Source organism: Halorubrum sp. Hd13 (genome assembly GCF_002252755.1).
Lineage (GTDB): Archaea > Halobacteriota > Halobacteria > Halobacteriales > Haloferacaceae > Halorubrum.
Window position 1 is genome coordinate 13179 of the sequence record NZ_NHOY01000017.1, and the last position, 15764, is coordinate 28942.

Annotated in this window: 17 protein-coding genes and 1 pseudogene; 10 read left to right on the forward strand and 8 right to left on the reverse strand. The window is 59.3% G+C overall.

Annotation, left to right across the window (positions count from 1 at the left end):
• Positions 1 to 244: 244 nt before the first annotated feature.
• Complete coding sequence (locus tag DJ81_RS19965) at positions 245 to 463, forward strand: HalOD1 output domain-containing protein (RefSeq protein ID WP_394338288.1); 219 nt, start codon at positions 245 to 247, stop codon at positions 461 to 463.
• A gap of 107 nt (positions 464 to 570) precedes the next feature.
• Positions 571 to 1476, forward strand: coding sequence for a hypothetical protein (locus tag DJ81_RS02235; protein WP_094588232.1), 906 nt, complete (start codon positions 571 to 573; stop codon positions 1474 to 1476).
• A gap of 174 nt (positions 1477 to 1650) precedes the next feature.
• On the opposite strand, the gene DJ81_RS02240 is transcribed toward DJ81_RS02235, so the two are convergent.
• The 3 genes from DJ81_RS02240 to DJ81_RS18620 all read right to left on the reverse strand — a co-directional run bounded on the left by DJ81_RS02240 (position 1651) and on the right by DJ81_RS18620 (position 3685).
• The gene (locus DJ81_RS02240) at positions 1651 to 2070 is read right to left on the reverse strand and encodes a DUF4260 domain-containing protein (RefSeq protein ID WP_094588234.1); all 420 of its coding nucleotides are present in this window, start codon (positions 2068 to 2070) and stop codon (positions 1651 to 1653) included.
• A 231-nt stretch (positions 2071 to 2301) separates the two neighbouring features.
• On the reverse strand, positions 2302 to 2985 hold the full coding sequence (locus DJ81_RS02245) for a helix-turn-helix domain-containing protein (protein ID WP_094524464.1): 684 nt from the start codon (positions 2983 to 2985) through the stop codon (positions 2302 to 2304).
• Positions 2986 to 3073: 88 nt separating this feature from the next.
• Entirely contained in the window at positions 3074 to 3685 is a 612-nt protein-coding gene (locus DJ81_RS18620; protein WP_141212509.1) for a hypothetical protein, read from the reverse strand.
• Positions 3686 to 4074: 389 nt separating this feature from the next.
• On the opposite strand from DJ81_RS18620, the gene DJ81_RS02250 reads away from it, so the two are divergent.
• The 5 genes and pseudogenes from DJ81_RS02250 to DJ81_RS02270 all read left to right on the forward strand — a co-directional run bounded on the left by DJ81_RS02250 (position 4075) and on the right by DJ81_RS02270 (position 8992).
• Positions 4075 to 4761 carry a helix-turn-helix domain-containing protein gene (locus DJ81_RS02250; RefSeq protein WP_094588236.1) on the forward strand — a complete coding sequence of 229 codons (687 nt, stop codon included), beginning with the start codon at positions 4075 to 4077 and terminating at the stop codon, positions 4759 to 4761.
• Between the two features lie 110 nt (positions 4762 to 4871).
• The gene (locus DJ81_RS02255; RefSeq protein WP_094524466.1) at positions 4872 to 5921 is read left to right on the forward strand and encodes an ATP-binding cassette domain-containing protein; all 1050 of its coding nucleotides are present in this window, start codon (positions 4872 to 4874) and stop codon (positions 5919 to 5921) included.
• Positions 5918 to 6835: an ABC transporter permease gene (locus DJ81_RS02260; RefSeq protein WP_094524467.1), complete on the forward strand. Its 918-nt coding sequence runs from the start codon at positions 5918 to 5920 to the stop codon at positions 6833 to 6835. Before DJ81_RS02255 ends, DJ81_RS02260 begins: the two co-directional genes overlap by 4 nt.
• 76 nt (positions 6836 to 6911) lie before the next feature.
• A pseudogene (locus DJ81_RS02265) lies at positions 6912 to 7904 on the forward strand (transposase).
• A gap of 572 nt (positions 7905 to 8476) precedes the next feature.
• Positions 8477 to 8992, forward strand: coding sequence for a DUF5518 domain-containing protein (locus DJ81_RS02270; protein ID WP_094588238.1), 516 nt, complete (start codon positions 8477 to 8479; stop codon positions 8990 to 8992).
• Positions 8993 to 9588: 596 nt separating this feature from the next.
• Here DJ81_RS02270 and DJ81_RS02275 read toward each other — a convergent pair.
• The 3 genes from DJ81_RS02275 to DJ81_RS02285 all read right to left on the reverse strand — a co-directional run bounded on the left by DJ81_RS02275 (position 9589) and on the right by DJ81_RS02285 (position 11998).
• A complete protein-coding gene (locus tag DJ81_RS02275) occupies positions 9589 to 10059 on the reverse strand; it encodes a sensor domain-containing protein (RefSeq protein ID WP_094588240.1) in 471 nt (156 codons plus the stop codon).
• Between the two features lie 80 nt (positions 10060 to 10139).
• Complete coding sequence (locus DJ81_RS02280; protein ID WP_170938225.1) at positions 10140 to 10961, reverse strand: CPBP family intramembrane glutamic endopeptidase; 822 nt, start codon at positions 10959 to 10961, stop codon at positions 10140 to 10142.
• A 122-nt stretch (positions 10962 to 11083) separates the two neighbouring features.
• Positions 11084 to 11998, reverse strand: a complete 915-nt coding sequence (locus DJ81_RS02285; RefSeq protein WP_094588244.1) for an alpha/beta fold hydrolase — start codon at positions 11996 to 11998, stop codon at positions 11084 to 11086.
• A 196-nt stretch (positions 11999 to 12194) separates the two neighbouring features.
• On the opposite strand from DJ81_RS02285, the gene DJ81_RS02290 reads away from it, so the two are divergent.
• Entirely contained in the window at positions 12195 to 12551 is a 357-nt protein-coding gene (locus DJ81_RS02290) for a YbjQ family protein (RefSeq protein ID WP_094527522.1), read from the forward strand.
• Positions 12552 to 12814: 263 nt separating this feature from the next.
• Here the strand turns inward: DJ81_RS02290 and DJ81_RS02295 are convergent, their stop codons facing one another.
• On the reverse strand, positions 12815 to 13906 hold the full coding sequence (locus tag DJ81_RS02295) for a PAS domain-containing sensor histidine kinase (RefSeq protein WP_094557134.1): 1092 nt from the start codon (positions 13904 to 13906) through the stop codon (positions 12815 to 12817).
• Between the two features lie 175 nt (positions 13907 to 14081).
• Here DJ81_RS02295 and DJ81_RS02300 point away from each other — a divergent pair, with 175 nt between their 5' ends.
• Positions 14082 to 14864 carry a methyl-accepting chemotaxis protein gene (locus tag DJ81_RS02300; RefSeq protein WP_249269050.1) on the forward strand — a complete coding sequence of 261 codons (783 nt, stop codon included), beginning with the start codon at positions 14082 to 14084 and terminating at the stop codon, positions 14862 to 14864.
• Between the two features lie 35 nt (positions 14865 to 14899).
• On the opposite strand, the gene DJ81_RS19550 is transcribed toward DJ81_RS02300, so the two are convergent.
• Positions 14900 to 15106: a hypothetical protein gene (locus tag DJ81_RS19550; protein ID WP_094524476.1), complete on the reverse strand. Its 207-nt coding sequence runs from the start codon at positions 15104 to 15106 to the stop codon at positions 14900 to 14902.
• Positions 15107 to 15278: 172 nt separating this feature from the next.
• Here DJ81_RS19550 and DJ81_RS02310 point away from each other — a divergent pair, with 172 nt between their 5' ends.
• A complete protein-coding gene (locus DJ81_RS02310) occupies positions 15279 to 15644 on the forward strand; it encodes a DsrE family protein (RefSeq protein WP_094524477.1) in 366 nt (121 codons plus the stop codon).
• Positions 15645 to 15764: the final 120 nt, after the last annotated feature.

Here is a 15764-nt window from a genome sequence, read left to right on the forward strand (position 1 = left end):
TCATGTGTACGCACGTCCCGTAACCGATATAAATCGGTACTCTCACTGTTACACCGATGGGGTGAGGTAGAGGTGATATACCATTCGGGATGTGTTTTCAACTATGAGCAGTCATCGGGACTCGGACAGAGTACCAAACGCAGAAAGCCCGCAGGAAGCAGGCACACAAAGCACGTCGGGATGGACGACGGACACGAAACTAGTACGAGGGTTCGACCGGCCGGTAAAGGTCAGTGACGCCATCATGTTTACAATTGATGAAGCTATTTCACAATGGCCAGAACTCTCGGAGACACCGCCCCTGTATCAATTCGTCGACGCCGAGAGATTGAATGGATTGTTCAAGACGAAGGCAGTAGACAATCACGGATGGGCTCCGTCGGTAGAGTTTCAGTTTCAGGGCTGTCGGGTGACGCTCCTGTACAGTTCTTCCGTCCGTGTGATTATCGAGCGTGACCGATAAAGAGAAAATACGTCACGTCAGTACCGTTCGACATCCGACAGCTAACACGCTGTGTGTAGCGAGTCAGCAGAAAGCCGTCAGCGCGTGCGTGTGCCGGAGCAGACACGATGCCCGCCGCCGCGGAACAGACGCGCGTCCGCATCGCTGAGGACGAGCAAAGCCTGGTTGATCCCTACGGGGTGTGGCTCGCAGGCAAGGGCGACGTTCAAGTCGCCTATGCTGGCGGGGCAGCGCTGGAGGGCATGGCGGACCACGAGAAAGACGGTATGCCTCTCAACCGCCGAATGTCGAGCCTTTCCGTTGACGAAGTCCCAAACCGGCTTGATGAGAACGGGTGCGACGCGCAGGTGGTCATGGTCACAACTGCCTTGCTGTCTCCCGAAATAGCCGCCCTCCCGGTCGACGGATACATAGAGAAGCCCGTAGAGAGAGCAGTTACCGTTCGGATCGGGGTCGAGAGCGGCGTCCTCACCGTCGGAACGAGTCTCGACGACGACGTGACGTGGTTCACCCGCTCCTCGCCGGGGACGGATGTATCGATTACCGTGCCACAGGGCACTGCCGGACCGATCGTCTCCTCGGTCGCCTCTCGGCTCGGGAACGTCTCCCTGTTCGATACTCGCGGCGATACGATCGCCCGAACGAATCTGGGGGACGTGACGGCCGCTCGCGTCGACGGCTACCTCACTCTCGAGTCGGAGCTCGGGACGATCCTCGCCGACGACGTGACGGGGTTAGACCGCGTCCAAACCGAACTCGGCCAGATCAAGGTCGATCTCGCGGGCCTCCGAACGGATATCGAGATCGGTACCCAGATGGGCGACGTCGTCGTCGGCATCGACGAGACGCTGGACCTCGACGTGGTAGCCGAGTCCAACGCCGGCGTCGACTCCGACCTTCCGCTCACCGGAATCCAGTCTGGGCGCCGGCGGGTTTCCGGCCGGCTCAACGCCGGCGGCTCCCGCGTCCACGTCTTCAGCGATGTGGGCGACGTCTCCCTGCGGATGATGTGAGGAGACGGGGTGTTGAGGACGTATCGAATGGCCCCTATTTCAAATTTAGAAATCCGAATTTGGCGATATCAGTCACAGAATCGGTTACCCCGGTACCGGCAGCCCCGAAACGGTTCGTTGAGGAGCCGCTGTACGGACAGTTCGAGCCTCGGAAACGTTGTTTGCGGCTTCGTTTCAGTCGTTTCTCGTCCCGGCGGCGTCGGAGACAGCTTCGGCGGGGTTCCCCGCCGGAGTGCCGGGGTCGGTCGCACCGGAGAGGTGCGTGTGTTTGAATCCGGTCGGATACTTTAGTCCGTAGCCAACCGCACGGTCAACTCCGATGTGAGCGGCCCAGATGAGTGCGACCCATATGACGGTCGCCATGCCGAACCACATCCCAGCCGCCCCGAGTGCGACTGGCGTGAGGTACGTGTGGAACGCGTTATAGACGGCACTGCCGACCCGAGGGCCAGCGAGGTACGCCACCATCGAGATGTCGGGGGCGAGCGCAAGGATCACGAACAGCCACAGCGGGCCACCAATCGTGAAATATGCTGCCGTCGCCACAGCGGCGATCCCAGCCCCTTCTAACCGAAGTATGAATTTCGGGTACATGCCACGATTACGCTGGCCGAGAATAAATACTCGTAGTGAAGTGTGTGAACGAAGTCGCGTGACGGTTGTCGTCATTCCCGCTCTGCTGACTACATCCTCTGTATCTTGCATGCCAATACTGTCACCGACAGTAGATTTCAACAAGGCCGACCGCGTAATTGTTGAAGCCGTCACCGGTGGCTCGTGTCTGTTGCTGAGCGGGCTACGACTCGAATCTTCAGACCTGAAGCCTCACTCAGTTTTTGAGGTGCCATCTCGATCGATGGGCATAGCCGCACGTAGCGTGTCGCCGATGAGCGTGTGATGGGCCCGGCGCAAGCGGTCGGAGAGCGACTGCGGCGTGATACCCAGTTCCTCGGCCACGGCCGCCATCGACGCTTCACGCGGAAGATCGAAGTATCCCATCTGCCAGGCCGTCACCAGTGCGTCTTGTTGTTTCGGGGTGAGCCCGAATCTGCTACCGGTCTTGGCGTAGGTCATCTCGTGGAGGCGCACCAAGTCGAACGAGAATCCCCGGTCACGGAGGAAACGGGTGAACTCGCCGATACGTGCCTGGCTGTCGAATCGGATTCGGAGACCCCATCCATTAGCGTCTCCCCTGGCTTTGAGGATTGATGTTCCATCGCTCGTATACTCTTGGGCGAGGGATTCGACGTGGTCACCCCACGTCGCGCGGTACGTAGTGAGATTCTCGGCGTCTTGCATCCGGTGGAGGGTGTCGATCGAGTCGTCCGCACGGGCGGCGGTTTCGAAGGCCGCGTTCGATACCCCCGAGACGACGAAATACGGGGTCAGAGACTCCATATCCGAGGCGACAAGCCGGTCGATCTCGACCACCGTCGTCGGCTCGGCATCGAACGTTTCGGAGAGAGCGAGGGCTCTTGGAGGCACGCGGAACTCTCCAAATATGCTCATAGAGTAACAATTCTAAATGGGATTGAATAACTGTTCGGGAGGCAGTATAGTGTCAGCAGAGCTGAAGAGTCGGCACACGATTATCAACTTAGTCCTGTCGGCGTGCGCGACGGTGAACGAGGCCACCGAGAGCCGCCCAAGCGACTCCAAACGGCACGAGAAGATTATTGGACTGCAGTAACAGCATTCGCAGCGCCGCCGGCAGAACGTCGTAGGGGAGGAGCATCCCCATTGGAAGCACGGCTGCGAATACGAGAAGCACAGCCGTAATCGTCGGGCGATCAGGATCCTTCCACAGGCCGATTCCGAGCAAGCCTGCTCCGACGACCACGAGACTATATCCCCCATATGCAGCAATGAGAAACAGCGTATTCTCTCCGGCTGCGGGCACTACCCGGAAGCCAGCCGACACCGACGCGGTGACAGCCCGAACGTGTAGTCCTGCGACCAGAACCATCCCGGAAGCTACCACTCCGAGGCCGATTCGGCCAATTCGCCCGTACTGGTCGCCGAGAGTAGCTGGCACTCCGATCACCCCGCCTATCATCAGCGTCCAACCCAGTAGCCTGAAGACGTCGAATACGGTCGCATCGTATGGTCTGGTACCGAAGACGACGGGTTCCAGCAACGACGAGGCGGTCCAGCAGAACACTCCCACGACCGCACCGGTACCACACCACGCTATCGTCGAGGAATGCACCCTGCTACCGCTTGCTCGTCTACGAACCATCGAAACCCTGCCCGTCGGTCACGGATCCACTCTCTTCGGAGTCGAATTCGGGCGTGTATATCATCAGGCTATGAGGTCAAGACGTGAATCTCCGCGTGAGGATGCCGTTTGAAAGATGGTATTAGCCATTTATACTGGCTATCTTATATTCGGTCGAACGTCAACATCCTTTCGTCGTACCCATTCGTAAGTGGTGTACAGTTAGGATAATCACGTGCTCGTTACCTAGCCGAGTCTATTTGCAATATTCCGGAGGGTGTCATAGAACTTTTCGCACAGTGTCGACAATTGCCGACTAAGCGGCGATGAGCGGGCAATCGTTCCAAGTTGTATATCCGTGATGGTGGGTATTGAGAGATATGGGTCTCATCGCTGAATACGAGATCACCTGTGAGCGTCTCCCGCTGGTGGGGGTCGCAGGGGATGTTCCAGAAGCAACGCTGGATGTCGAACTCCAGCCCAATCACGGGAATCCTCCACCGTTCATCGTGCACGCGACGCATGAAACGCCCGCGTCGATAGAGCAAGCATTCGAGTCATCATCGTTCGTTGCGGAGTATACTCTGATCGGGCAGGCAGGCGAAACGTGTCGATATCAGGTTTTGCCGGCTCTGGGAATGGAAGCCCAACTCGGCGATCATATCAAGGATCCCTCAGAGCTCCGTGCACTCGCCACTACCGACTCTATTATTGACCGAATCCGCGTCACGCCGACCGGGTGGATACAAAGTGGATGGTTCAACGATAAGGCGGTGTTGGACGAGTTTCGCACGTTCTGGCAGCGTAACGGTGAATTCGCCTTGCGGCGACTCACGTACGATGGCGAGGCCGCAGAAGCGGGCGATGGACTTACTGACCAGCAGCGTGAGGCACTGCGAATCGCCTACGAGATGGGGTACTTCGACATTCCGCGAATGGCAACGCTCGATGAAATCGCTGGCGAGATTGGGATCACCGCCTCGTCGCTCTCCGAGCGTCTCCGTCGGGCACAAACCCACCTCATCGAAACAACTGTTGCGTCGACGTGGCCGCCGCTCCCCGAGTGAGATTTCGGTTTCTCCTGCGCCGCATATAAACTGCCGCACAAGTGAGAGACAGGCTTAGCGGGGACTCCTCCGAAGTATGGCATACCCCTATGGAGTCGCAACCTCCCCGAATGCAGGTCGATCGTGTACGCCAGCCAAACGAAGAGCAACTTGCCATTGATGCGGCCGATATACATGTCACATATGCGGATGGGACGGAGGCCGTTCGCGGTGTCGATCTCACTGTTGAGAAGGGCGAATTCTTCGGCTTTCTGGGTCCGAATGGTGCCGGAAAGACGACGACTATCAAGACCCTCGTGACACTGCTCCATCCGAATCACGGTTCGGTGACCATCAACGGATATGACGTCGAAACGGAGCCACAGGCGGTGTCTGAATCCATCGGCTACATGGCTCAAGAGACCAGCGTCGACGAGGAACTCACCGCGCGTGAGAACATTCAATTTGCTTGCAAGGTGTATGGGGTCCCAGCCTCCGAGCAAGATGAACGTATCGAGAAACTTCTCGATTTGGTCGGTCTCACGGACGTTGCTGACAAGCGGGCAGAGAACTACTCCGGCGGGATGAAAAAGCGACTGGACGCTGCCACCGTCCTCGTGCATCGACCGCCGCTGGTGTTCCTTGATGAACCGACGACCGGGCTCGACCCTGAAGCCAGAATGCGCCTTTGGAACTACTTCGAGCAGCTCAACGAACACGGAACGACCGTGTTTCTCACGACACAGTATCTCGAAGAAGTGGACCGTCTCTGCGACCGCCTGTCCGTGATTCAGGACGGGAAAATTATCGCAACTGACACCCCGGACGCTCTCAAGTCGGCTGTTGGTGGCGACATTCTTGACCTAGCACTAGAAGACTCGTCCAGACAAGAGACAGAACGCGCAATAGAAGTAGTGCGTGAATCGGACGCCCTCGAAGCGGCGACTATTGAAACAACGGACGATGGATTCACCATCACAGCCGAAGACGCTCGGGAAGCTGTAGGTGACCTCTTCGTCGCGCTGCACAAGGCTGACGTCGTAGTCACTGGATTCGATGTCCGGTCGCCCACGCTTGATGACGTGTTCCTTACGCTCACTGGTGAGAGTCTGGAGGCTTCCAACCAAGACGGGGCGAACGAACAGAGAGTTACTGTCCCTGAACAGGAGGTGGCCGAATGAGCAATATCACCGATGAGGGTGATGTCTCTGGTAGCGATACCGCACAGAAAGCTCCGGGGAACAGCTCTGTGGCAGACATGCAGATCAGTGTCAAACGGTGGCTCGTCAAGACATCCCGGAACCCCTTCGTGACGTTCTCATCGCTGATCCAGCCGGTCATCTTCTTCGTGTTGATGGCTGAAGTCCTCGGCGCTATTGTCAGCGGCGCACTGGCTCAGACGGTCGGTAGTGACATCAACTACATCACGTACCTCACCCCAGCCATCGTGATTCAGTCCGCGCTCGCTGCGGCTGCGGTCTCCGGTATCGGATTAGTCGACGACATGGACACGGGAATGTTCGAGAAACTCCTCGCCTCACCGATGGACCGGGGTGCCATGTTCCTCGGCAAAGTCCTGTCGGAGGTGGTCCGAATTGTCGTCCAGACCACAATCATCCTCTTGCTTGGCTACGTGATGCTGTATCTCCAGTCAGGCGCGTCGGTCGGGAGCTATCTCCGGACAGGGCTACTGGGTTTCATTGGCGTCATAGCGATTGCAGTGATATTCGGTGGCGCGTTCATGGCGTTCTCGAATATCGTCGCGCTCGTAACGCATGATCAAGAGGCGACGACCATGATCGCCAATCTTCTGACGTTTCCGCTGTTGTTCATCTCCAGTGCGTTTGTCCCGCTTGAGGTTCTTCCAGGATGGATTCAGTCAGTTGCAGTGGTCAATCCTATCACCTACGGTGTTGACGGTGTTCGAGCGTTCATGCTCGGCCAGAATGTGATGACGGTTTTTTACGTAACGGCCTTCTCGGGTCTCTGGAATACAGTAATTCCTTCTGTCGCCGTTCTCATCGGTTTCAACGTCGTTCTCGGTGGGTTTGCCGTCCACCTGCTCAACCGAGCTTCCAAAGCCAAAGTCCAGTAATCATGTCATTCGTTCTCACATCAATCATATATAAGATAAATATCGAAACCGGCGACCGAAGTGAGTGCTGAGGTAAATGAGTTTGACTATTCTACGAGAGGACTCCTACATTGAGGCGTTTTTCGATATTGTAGAGACGGAGACTCTCGCACTGTTCGAGCATCTTCAATTCGAGTTCCTGACCGAATTCGATGTGTTCGCCCCCACTCCCGAGGGGCGAACACGTGAACACCACCCGCCGGAGCTGTTTTGAGGCTTTCTGCACTGCTACTACAAGGACATCTACGGCATCCGCCCGGTTACACGCGAACTCAACAACGACCCCGTCTGGCTCGGATGTGGCTTTAATCGGCCACCCTCACGAGACGCAGTCGACCGCTTTCTCACCGACCTCGAACACATCGTCAAGGAAGTTTTCGAGCGCCTCGTCAAGCAGGCCGCTCGACGGGGCTTGCTCGACTCTACGTTTTGCATCGATTCGACCGATATCCGGGCTATGCCTACCGATTCCGACGCCTCGAAGAACTACGACCCGACTGCCGAGGAGTACTACTACGGCTACGGCTGCACGGTAGTCTCGACCGGCGCAAAGATTCCGATTGCGGCGGAGTTCACCCAGAGCAAGCAGGCGTCCCAAGAGACGGCGATGCGTGTTACCCGTGACGCGCTCGTCGTCAAGCAGCCGATGTGGATGCTCGGCGACAGCGCCTACGATATCCTCGACTGGCACGATCATTTGCTGAGTACAGGGGTGGTGCCGGTCGTCCCGTACAACCCGCGCAATACCGATGACCCGCTCGACATCGAGTACAGGGTCGAAGACCGCATCGAGACTCACAGTGAGAGTGTCCATCTCAAGCAATCAATTTTAGACGAGACGTACAACCGCCGGTCACAGGCCGAACGAACACTCGGAGCCTGCAAGGACTGCGGCCTCGGGACGCTGCGCGCCAGAGGCCGCGTCCACGCGCGAGCGCAAGTCTTCCTCGCGCTATGTCTCCGGCTGGTCGTCGTAATCACAAACTACGAGCGCGGGGATGCTCCGGGAAGCACGACCATCAGGGTATGAAACAGTTCTAACTCCGCAGAGGGTGCCATAGAACTCTCCACATACCTTCGGTAGTAGCTGAGTGAACGGTAGCTGATAGCAGAGTTTTTGCCAGGGCCTGTGAACCCATGGTAGCCGTCTTCTCCGCTACTATCCACACCATGCTAACCGTTCTATGACACCCTCATATTCCGTCCTATACATGGCGTTCCTGAAGTTTCTCTGGCGGGTGATGTGTTCCACAGTTCAATTCGAGGAGTCCCTGAATCGCACCATAATCTCAGGACGACATCGAGAATACCGACTGTCCTACTGTGTCTCAATATATAATGCACGGATGGATACGGCGGGAGCCATGTGTCCATACAGATCGTATCTATTGGTATGTCCTGAGCAACAATTGATGAAGAGACAGTTGTACAGGATCGTGACGAGCAGACGCAGCCGCTGAGCAGAACGTTCGATGTGGCTATCTCGTTGTTTCTCGTACTCGCAGAGCGGTTTTCGGAGCTGCCGGATACCTCCTCGCCGGGTTCGCGGACGTTGGGCGGGTCACGTCCTGGGTAGCTTCCGGACGGATTACATCGACTGAGATGAGTGACCCCGAACTGATCGACGCGGTCTACGCCTTCATTTGGGGAAACGGAGTCAGCTTGACACTAACCGGCGTGATGCTGGTCGTGGCTGGTATCGCGTTCTTCGGGTTCCAGACCCGCGCGCGTCGACGCTTCGACGCAACCGGGATTGTATCGCCGAGCACGACCGAAAACGCCATCCTCGGGGCGATGGTCACGATCGTCGCGTCGTTCGTGCCGTTCTCCCCCGTCATCGGTGGCGGGGTCTCTGGCTACCTCAACCGCGGATCGGATAGCAGTGCCGTTCGAACTGGTGGCTTGGCTGGCCTATTCGCCACCATCCCGGTCATCACCGTGTTCGCAGTCGTCATCTGGAGTCTCCTGGAGAGCGCCACGGGGCTGACGGCGATCATCGTCGCTACCCTGGCATTCTCGCTGATAATCTCTGTGGCGTACATGGTCGGCCTGAGCATCCTCGGTGCCTACCTGGGCACCCACCCATCGTTCGCTAACACGTTCGGTGACGCCGAATAGAGGGGGGATCGGGTTTAGGCTAGCAGATATCGGCGGCCCCGTCTTCGCCCGAAAATACTACTACTCCCGTTCCGACTATTCTTGGTTCCCCTTTCCGGCTATCGGGAGTTCACGCAGCCTTCATGAGAGTCGTAGTTATCGCGACACCAACCCGAAGACAACGCCAGCGAGTAGACAGCACTAGGGGTTGAAACCTTTCTGCGACGGTACCAGTATATGGAAACTCGATGGATACGACGGGACGGTACCACCCCTGTACCGTACGTCTCTGGTTCGGCCGTGACATCTCGGAGAGTGTAAGGACGCTTGGTGGCACGCGGAACTCTCCGAAGATGCTTCTAGAATAATAGTTCCCAACTGAACTCAATAGCTGTTCGGAAGAGTGTCTGTAGTGGCGAAACCGAGGCTTAGTACGGTGCCACGATGTTTCCCCACTCTCGTCGGCGATCATCCGCGAGGGCTCACTGTGTTTCGAGAAACACTGTAGCAATTCGGCCCGATAATCGTGCGGCCTGGTTTAGGATGTAGGCGGTAATCCCGAGGGCAATAATACCGATAGGAACCGCTACGATCGCTTCCGGTAATGTATCAATCGTTCAGACGCCGAGTTGGATGCCGTCTTCAACGAGGGAATAGGTGAGTGGTGCCGTGAGCAACCCGATTGAGACGGTCAGTGTCGTCACTACGAGAGTAAAGGACGCGATGCCGACCGGGAACTTCAAAAGCAGATAGCAAAGCCCCACCCAAGTTGAACGCGCCGTCAGGCGAGTCCTCGCTCGCGACCAGATACCCTCGTCCACCCCGGTCTCCATATCGTCGGGTGCTTGAATACCAAGCCCAAGGAGGTTGTTTGCAAGGCGGCGTTCAAACGAAGCCAGCCGGCGACTCCCAATTACGACAGCGATCAAGAGCGGAATTCCGAGTAGCGTAACCACGAGTCCGATGCCGAGTGTCAATCCAGTTGTTAGGACGACAAAATACAGTCTTCCTAAGGGGAACGTCAGCAGGAGATAGAGGGGATTTCGGTATGTTTGGGGGCGGATAACTGATCCGAGCGTCTGACTCAATAGTGACTGCTATCGGCGATCCTCGGACGTGCTAACAGTTCGTGCAATGATGTTTTGTGGTATAACTTTGTACCCCAGTTCTATCCAGATGGCCGTTCGACAGCATCAGGACTGATCTCAGCTTCACCACCAGCTTGGGCGGCACGCCGGTCCTGCCAGAGGAGCCACATCCCCATCAGACCGACCACGACTGACAGGCCGAGATACGCGAGTATGAACGTCGTCGTTTCCTCAGCACCGATTGTGGCGGGGACCAGCGGAAGCGTGATGTCGGCCGCGACGTGCCAGACGACGAGCGGCCAGAGGCTCCCCAGTCGGAACGCAACAGCTGCCAGGCCGATCGCCATCGGAATCATCAGGACGACCCCGATCAGCCAGTCACCGACCGATGCACCGAATATCACCTGCGAGACGTGGGATAGCGCGAACAGTGCTGCAGTCACGAGGGCGGCGAACAATCGCCCATTCGATTCGAGGGCGCGGAGTAACACTCCTCGGTAGAGGAGTTCTTCGCTGAGACCAGCACCCAGTGCGCTCCCGACGACGATGACGAGCAACGCGACCCATCCGGATAATGTCGCGCCCTCAGTGAGCGAAACGTCGGGAATGGCGATTCCGAACGCGAACGGGAGGGCCACGAACCCGAATAGCGGCACGAGATACACCAGCGCACGGCGATTGACCGGTGCGGCCAAGCGGATCTTGCCCCACCAGCCGAGCCACGCGACGAGCCCGATGACGAATGCGACCAAGATCCAGTTCGTGATCAAGGAGATGCCATCGAGCGTGAGGCTCGGGAATACGGCGCCCAGTATGTATCGCGTGGCGATGAATAAGGCGACGATGAACCCGAGGGTTCCGACCGCGAAGCTCAGCGGGCGACGCTCGACGAAGGTTGTCATATGAATAGAGACGTCTGAACAGCAGAAGTGTTCTCGCACAGTACTCATCCGTGTTTTATATACTCGGTCTTCACCATCCATGCCGTCCGACAACGACAAGATGGGTATCTCGAGCGGGAAGGTCACTCCTCGTCAGGGCCAAACCGTTCATCCAGAAATCCCCGAATATGGTCGGTTACACGTTCTTGGCCTGGGAGCGAGAGGAAGTGCCGTTCGCCAGCCAGGGTGATACACTCGACGAGTGCTGGTAACGTCTGCTCGACACGCGGACGAATTCGACTCGCCGGGAAGAACGGGTCCCGTTCGCTCAAGATGACCAGGGTCGGCGTGTCGAACGCGGCCAGGTCTGCCAGGTCGTCCGGACCGGGGAATGAAGCCTGAAGATCGCCCGTCCGGAGTGCTTGCCCGACAGTCTCGATGACGACGTCGTCGACAGTTTCTATCGGATCGCTGAACATCGGGGCCAGGGCACGGCTCAATAGCCCTCGTCGTGGGACGACTCGATACGCCAGCGACAGAACGACGATTCGAGCGAGAGCCGACGAGAGGGGAGTACCGAACCCTGCGGGAGCGACCAGTACGGCTGCAGCGATTCGGTCAGGGGCGTGAACTGCCGCCTCCAAGAGAACTCCCCCACCGTGAGAGACCCCAATCATCGCTGCCCGATCGATTCCGAGGTCATCGAGCACGTCGGCGACCCACGGACCGTACTCGTCGGGTTCGTGCGGGTCGCTCCAGCCGGGCTGTCCGGGCGTATCCGGCGCGATGAGGTAGTACTCGCTGGAAAGTTCCTGAACCCACGCGAGGGTCACCGGATTCGTGACGTTGCCGCCCTGGAACACCACTACCGGCGGTGCAGTTGCATCCCCAGCAGTCAGGACGTGCGTTCGGCCTGTTCTGGTCTCGATCCGCCGGTCGGTAACGGGGACATCGAGGAGTACGCTGATGGCGTCGTCGTAGAGGTCCCCGAACCGAGACACCCTGGCAGGTCGAATACCGCCGTCGACCGAGCCAGCAGATTGCTCGGAAAACTCCATGCTATCAGTGGCAGCGGGTTCGCGACCAGAGCGAGGTCGTGTATTCATACTAGTGACACGTCGGGTGACGCGATATAGTTGCGTGGCCACTGGTTCGCATAGCGACCTGCCCGCCTCTATCGAGGCCGTAGCCGCGCTAGGTGAACGCATGGGTCACTACTGGTTTATCATCTCTGCCCCCCTCTTAGCGGTAGATATGTCCTCAGAAGCCGTTTTGACAGATGTAGAGCAGTCACTTGTCGCCACCGTCACGACCGAGACGGTCCCTGGCCACGAGATTGTGGAGGTGCTCGGTATCGCCCGGGGCAACACTGTCCGAGCACGGAATGTGGGACGCGATATCACCCAGGGGATTCGGAATCTCGCTGGCGGCGAACTCAAGGCCTACTCGACGTTGCTTGCCGATGCCCGAGATCAGGCCATCGAGCGGATGGAAGCGGACGCACTTGAGATGGGAGCGGACGCCGTCGTGAACGTCCGCATGGAAACGTCGGAGGTCACCCAGGGCGCGTCGGAAGTGATCGCCTACGGCACAGCTGTCAAACTCGCCTAAAAGACTCCCCGTCGCTCTGTCCCGGCCTACGATCTATATGCATTGAGAGCACCGGTCTCAACTATCAATTAGTATTGAAAAAACTCTCTCGCCGGTCCAGTTCGAATACACAGACGCCCGTGACCGCTCTCTCGAGTAACCGAGAGATACCCATTAACGAGACATATATGTCGCGGACAGTCACGGAAGGGACACGTTCGCCGTGAGTTCACGACATTTGCGGCAGCGGTGCGTCCGTCCGCGTCGAGGTGTCCGAGCCCGCGTCAGAGGTCAATTCCGCTGACTTCGAACCGGGCTCCGCCGCTCGCTGACGCTCCGACTCCGATTTCCCAGCCGTGGGCCTCCGCGATTTCGGCGACGATCGCCAGCCCGAACCCCGTTCCGTCTCCCGTCGTCGTATGACCCCACTCGAAGACGTCGTTCCTCTCGTCCGCCGGGACACCCGCCCCGTCGTCTTCGACGTAGAAGCCACTCCGGTCCGACCCGTCGAGCGTTCCGACCCGAACAGCCACCGACGACCCGCCGTGGTCGCTGGCGTTCTCGAAGAGGTTTACGAAAAGCTCGTGGAATCGGTCTCGGTCCGCTCGAAGGGTCGTCGAGGACTCGATCTCGAGCGTCGCCGGCGCCATGTCGCAGTCGACCCAGACGGTCTGCGCGACCGCCGCCAGGTCGACTTCGGTCCGCTCGTGAATCAAGTCGCCTTCCCGGGTGAGCTGGAGGAGTTCCGACAGCATCTCTTCCATGCGATCGGCGGCGTTCTCGATCGCGTCGAAATGCTCCGAACCGCCGGTCTGTCTGGCGAGCTCCGCGTGCCCCTGAATCACTGAGAGGGGATTTCGGAGGTCGTGTGAGACGATACCGGCGAACCGGTCGAGCCGCTCGACCTTCTCTTCTAATTGCCGGCGGTTCCGGACGCGATCAGACACGTCCCGGAGCATCGCGACCATCTGCTTCGGTTCGGCGTCCGCCGCGGCATCGCCCCCGTCTGCCGGCTCCAGCGCCGCTCCGGATATCTCCGTCGGGACCTCGTCTCCGTCCTTCGTCAGGCACGTCAGGTCGTCGGTGAAGCCGGTTCCTTCCGTTTTGACCTGCGAAATAAACTCCTCGCGAACCCGAGCGATGTCGTCTGGGTGGATGGCTTCGGGGTCCATCGACAGGAGCTCTTCGCGGGAGTATCGCAGCAGCTCGCACGCCCTCGGGTTGACGTCGACGAACGACTCGGTCCCGAAGTCGACGATCATGACGGCGTCGTTGTTGTGCTCGAATACCTTTCGGTACCGCTCCTCGACCGACGACCGGCCGCCACCGTTTTCGCTCGCTTCGACGTCTCTACCCCCCGTCGGTTCGTTACCCATGTATCGGCTGTCCTCGTCTGAAATTCCAGTGTCTGATTCGGTCGATCGGGCCGCACGACGGCATACCACTCCCCGCGGCGGAAAGCCTGTTTTACGTCACTCCTGATAATGTGCGGACCACGATTAAATAGCCCCCGCGGAAGTGTACGCCAACCGCCTCGGCGGACGCACACTCATGAGTCGACAATCACGCGATCACAACGGAAGCGGAGGATCGGACAAGGCGGCGGATCGAGACGGGAAGACCCCGCTCTCGACGCTCACGGCCGAGCACGCGAAGCTCCTCTCGGAGATCGGGACGGAGTTGAGCGAGTCGAGCGACGCGATCGAGTCGCTGTCTCGCGGCGCCGCGGAGGCGAACGCGTCCAGTTCTGACACGGCTTCGTTGGCGGAGACGGCACGTGGATCGGCTCGGGAGGCGAACGCCGATGTCGACGAAGCGAAGGTCGCGGCCGCCGCGGCCGAAGAGAAGTTGGAGACCCTCCGCGAGACGGTCACCGAGATCGACGACATCGTCGGGATGTTGAACGAGATCGCCGACCAGACGAACATGCTCGCGTTGAACGCCTCGATCGAGGCCGCTCGCGTGGGTGAGGCGGGCTCCGGCTTCGCTGTCGTGGCGGACGAGGTCAAGGACTTGGCCGAACAGGCACAGGAGCGCGCGACGGAGATCGAGGCGACCGTTGAGGAGGTGCGATCGACCGCAGACGAGACGATAGATCAGATCGAAACGGTCGACACGCGTACCGACACCGCGGCGGCGTCGATCACGGACGCGGTTGACGACCTCGACGGGATCGCCGACAGCGCGGTTCGGACGTCGGAGAACGTCGACCAAGTGACCGAGACGACGCAGGCGTACGCGGACAACCTCGACGACATCGCTCGATACGTGATCGACGCGATCAGTCAGGCGAACGAGCTGAACGATCGAACGGATGAGGCGACGGGTCGATAAATTCGTCCGGCGACGAGTAACCGGCTACGCTCGCCTCACAGTTCCATCTCGGTCGCCGAGTCGACCTCGAACCGTGTGACCTCCGGCTCGCCGGCGAGCAGGTCTGGCAGCGCCGCCTCGAACTCTCGGAAGTGGTCCGTCTCCTCGGACCGCGTCTCCGAGAAGGTGGAGGGCCTAGCGGATCGGACGACCCGCCTCCGCGAGTCGCTCGCGACGTTCCGGACCCGTGACCGGGGCGACATACCGTCGGCCGAGGGGCAACGCAGTGACGCGCCGTCGGCGGCCGACGACTGACGCCGCGCTGGTTGGCGCGGTATGTCTCGGTCTCCGGCCCTCTCCTCGCCGGTAACTGGGTCGTAACGAGGTAACTGAGTCCCCCGATAGGGTTTATATTGAACGCACCTGCGGGCCCGTATGGGAAAGTACGCGGTGTTGCTCAGCGCCGGTCCCGACAGGACCGGGAGCGCGCTTAACGGGGTGGAGTACGCGCTCCGGCTCGCCGACGACGGCCACGACGTGCGGGTGTACCTCGACGGCCGGGCGACCCGATGGCCCGGCGAACTGGCGACGCGAGCCGACCACCCGCTTCGCGACAACCTCGACCGGGCAGTGGCCGGCGATGTCGAGATCGCCGCCTGCGCGTTCTGCGCGGCCGCGTTCAATGCGACGTCGGGCTGTCGAACGGAGGGCATTCCTCTTCTCGGAACGGCCGGAGAAGAACACGGACCGGACGTCGCGGCCCTCGTCGACGACGGATACGAACTGCTCACGATGTCGTGAGTCCGGACCGACGCCGTCGCGGACGAGAGGCACGTTCCCCGTCTCGTCGGAGCCGCGACCCTCTCGCGTGGCTGGTTTCTTAACCGAGCGCACCGAACGAACCGGACGAGAGAACGCTCG

Excerpts from the sequence above, each read along its gene's own strand:
- DJ81_RS02280 (WP_170938225.1), bottom strand. The coding sequence starts at position 10,961 with ATGACAACCTTCGTCGAGCGTCGCCCGCTGAGCTTCGCGGTCGGAACC.
- DJ81_RS02300 (WP_249269050.1), top strand. The coding sequence starts at position 14,082 with ATGAGTCGACAATCACGCGATCACAACGGAAGCGGAGGATCGGACAAG.
- DJ81_RS02270 (WP_094588238.1), top strand. The coding sequence starts at position 8,477 with ATGAGTGACCCCGAACTGATCGACGCGGTCTACGCCTTCATTTGGGGA.
- DJ81_RS02250 (WP_094588236.1), top strand. The coding sequence starts at position 4,075 with ATGGGTCTCATCGCTGAATACGAGATCACCTGTGAGCGTCTCCCGCTG.
- DJ81_RS02310 (WP_094524477.1), top strand. The coding sequence starts at position 15,279 with ATGGGAAAGTACGCGGTGTTGCTCAGCGCCGGTCCCGACAGGACCGGG.
- DJ81_RS02245 (WP_094524464.1), bottom strand. The coding sequence starts at position 2,985 with ATGAGCATATTTGGAGAGTTCCGCGTGCCTCCAAGAGCCCTCGCTCTC.
- DJ81_RS02260 (WP_094524467.1), top strand. The coding sequence starts at position 5,918 with ATGAGCAATATCACCGATGAGGGTGATGTCTCTGGTAGCGATACCGCA.
- DJ81_RS02285 (WP_094588244.1), bottom strand. The coding sequence starts at position 11,998 with ATGGAGTTTTCCGAGCAATCTGCTGGCTCGGTCGACGGCGGTATTCGA.
- DJ81_RS02290 (WP_094527522.1), top strand. The coding sequence starts at position 12,195 with ATGTCCTCAGAAGCCGTTTTGACAGATGTAGAGCAGTCACTTGTCGCC.
- DJ81_RS19550 (WP_094524476.1), bottom strand. The coding sequence starts at position 15,106 with ATGTCGCCCCGGTCACGGGTCCGGAACGTCGCGAGCGACTCGCGGAGG.
- DJ81_RS19965 (WP_394338288.1), top strand. The coding sequence starts at position 245 with ATGTTTACAATTGATGAAGCTATTTCACAATGGCCAGAACTCTCGGAG.
- DJ81_RS02295 (WP_094557134.1), bottom strand. The coding sequence starts at position 13,906 with ATGGGTAACGAACCGACGGGGGGTAGAGACGTCGAAGCGAGCGAAAAC.
- DJ81_RS02255 (WP_094524466.1), top strand. The coding sequence starts at position 4,872 with ATGCAGGTCGATCGTGTACGCCAGCCAAACGAAGAGCAACTTGCCATT.
- DJ81_RS02235 (WP_094588232.1), top strand. The coding sequence starts at position 571 with ATGCCCGCCGCCGCGGAACAGACGCGCGTCCGCATCGCTGAGGACGAG.
- DJ81_RS02240 (WP_094588234.1), bottom strand. The coding sequence starts at position 2,070 with ATGTACCCGAAATTCATACTTCGGTTAGAAGGGGCTGGGATCGCCGCT.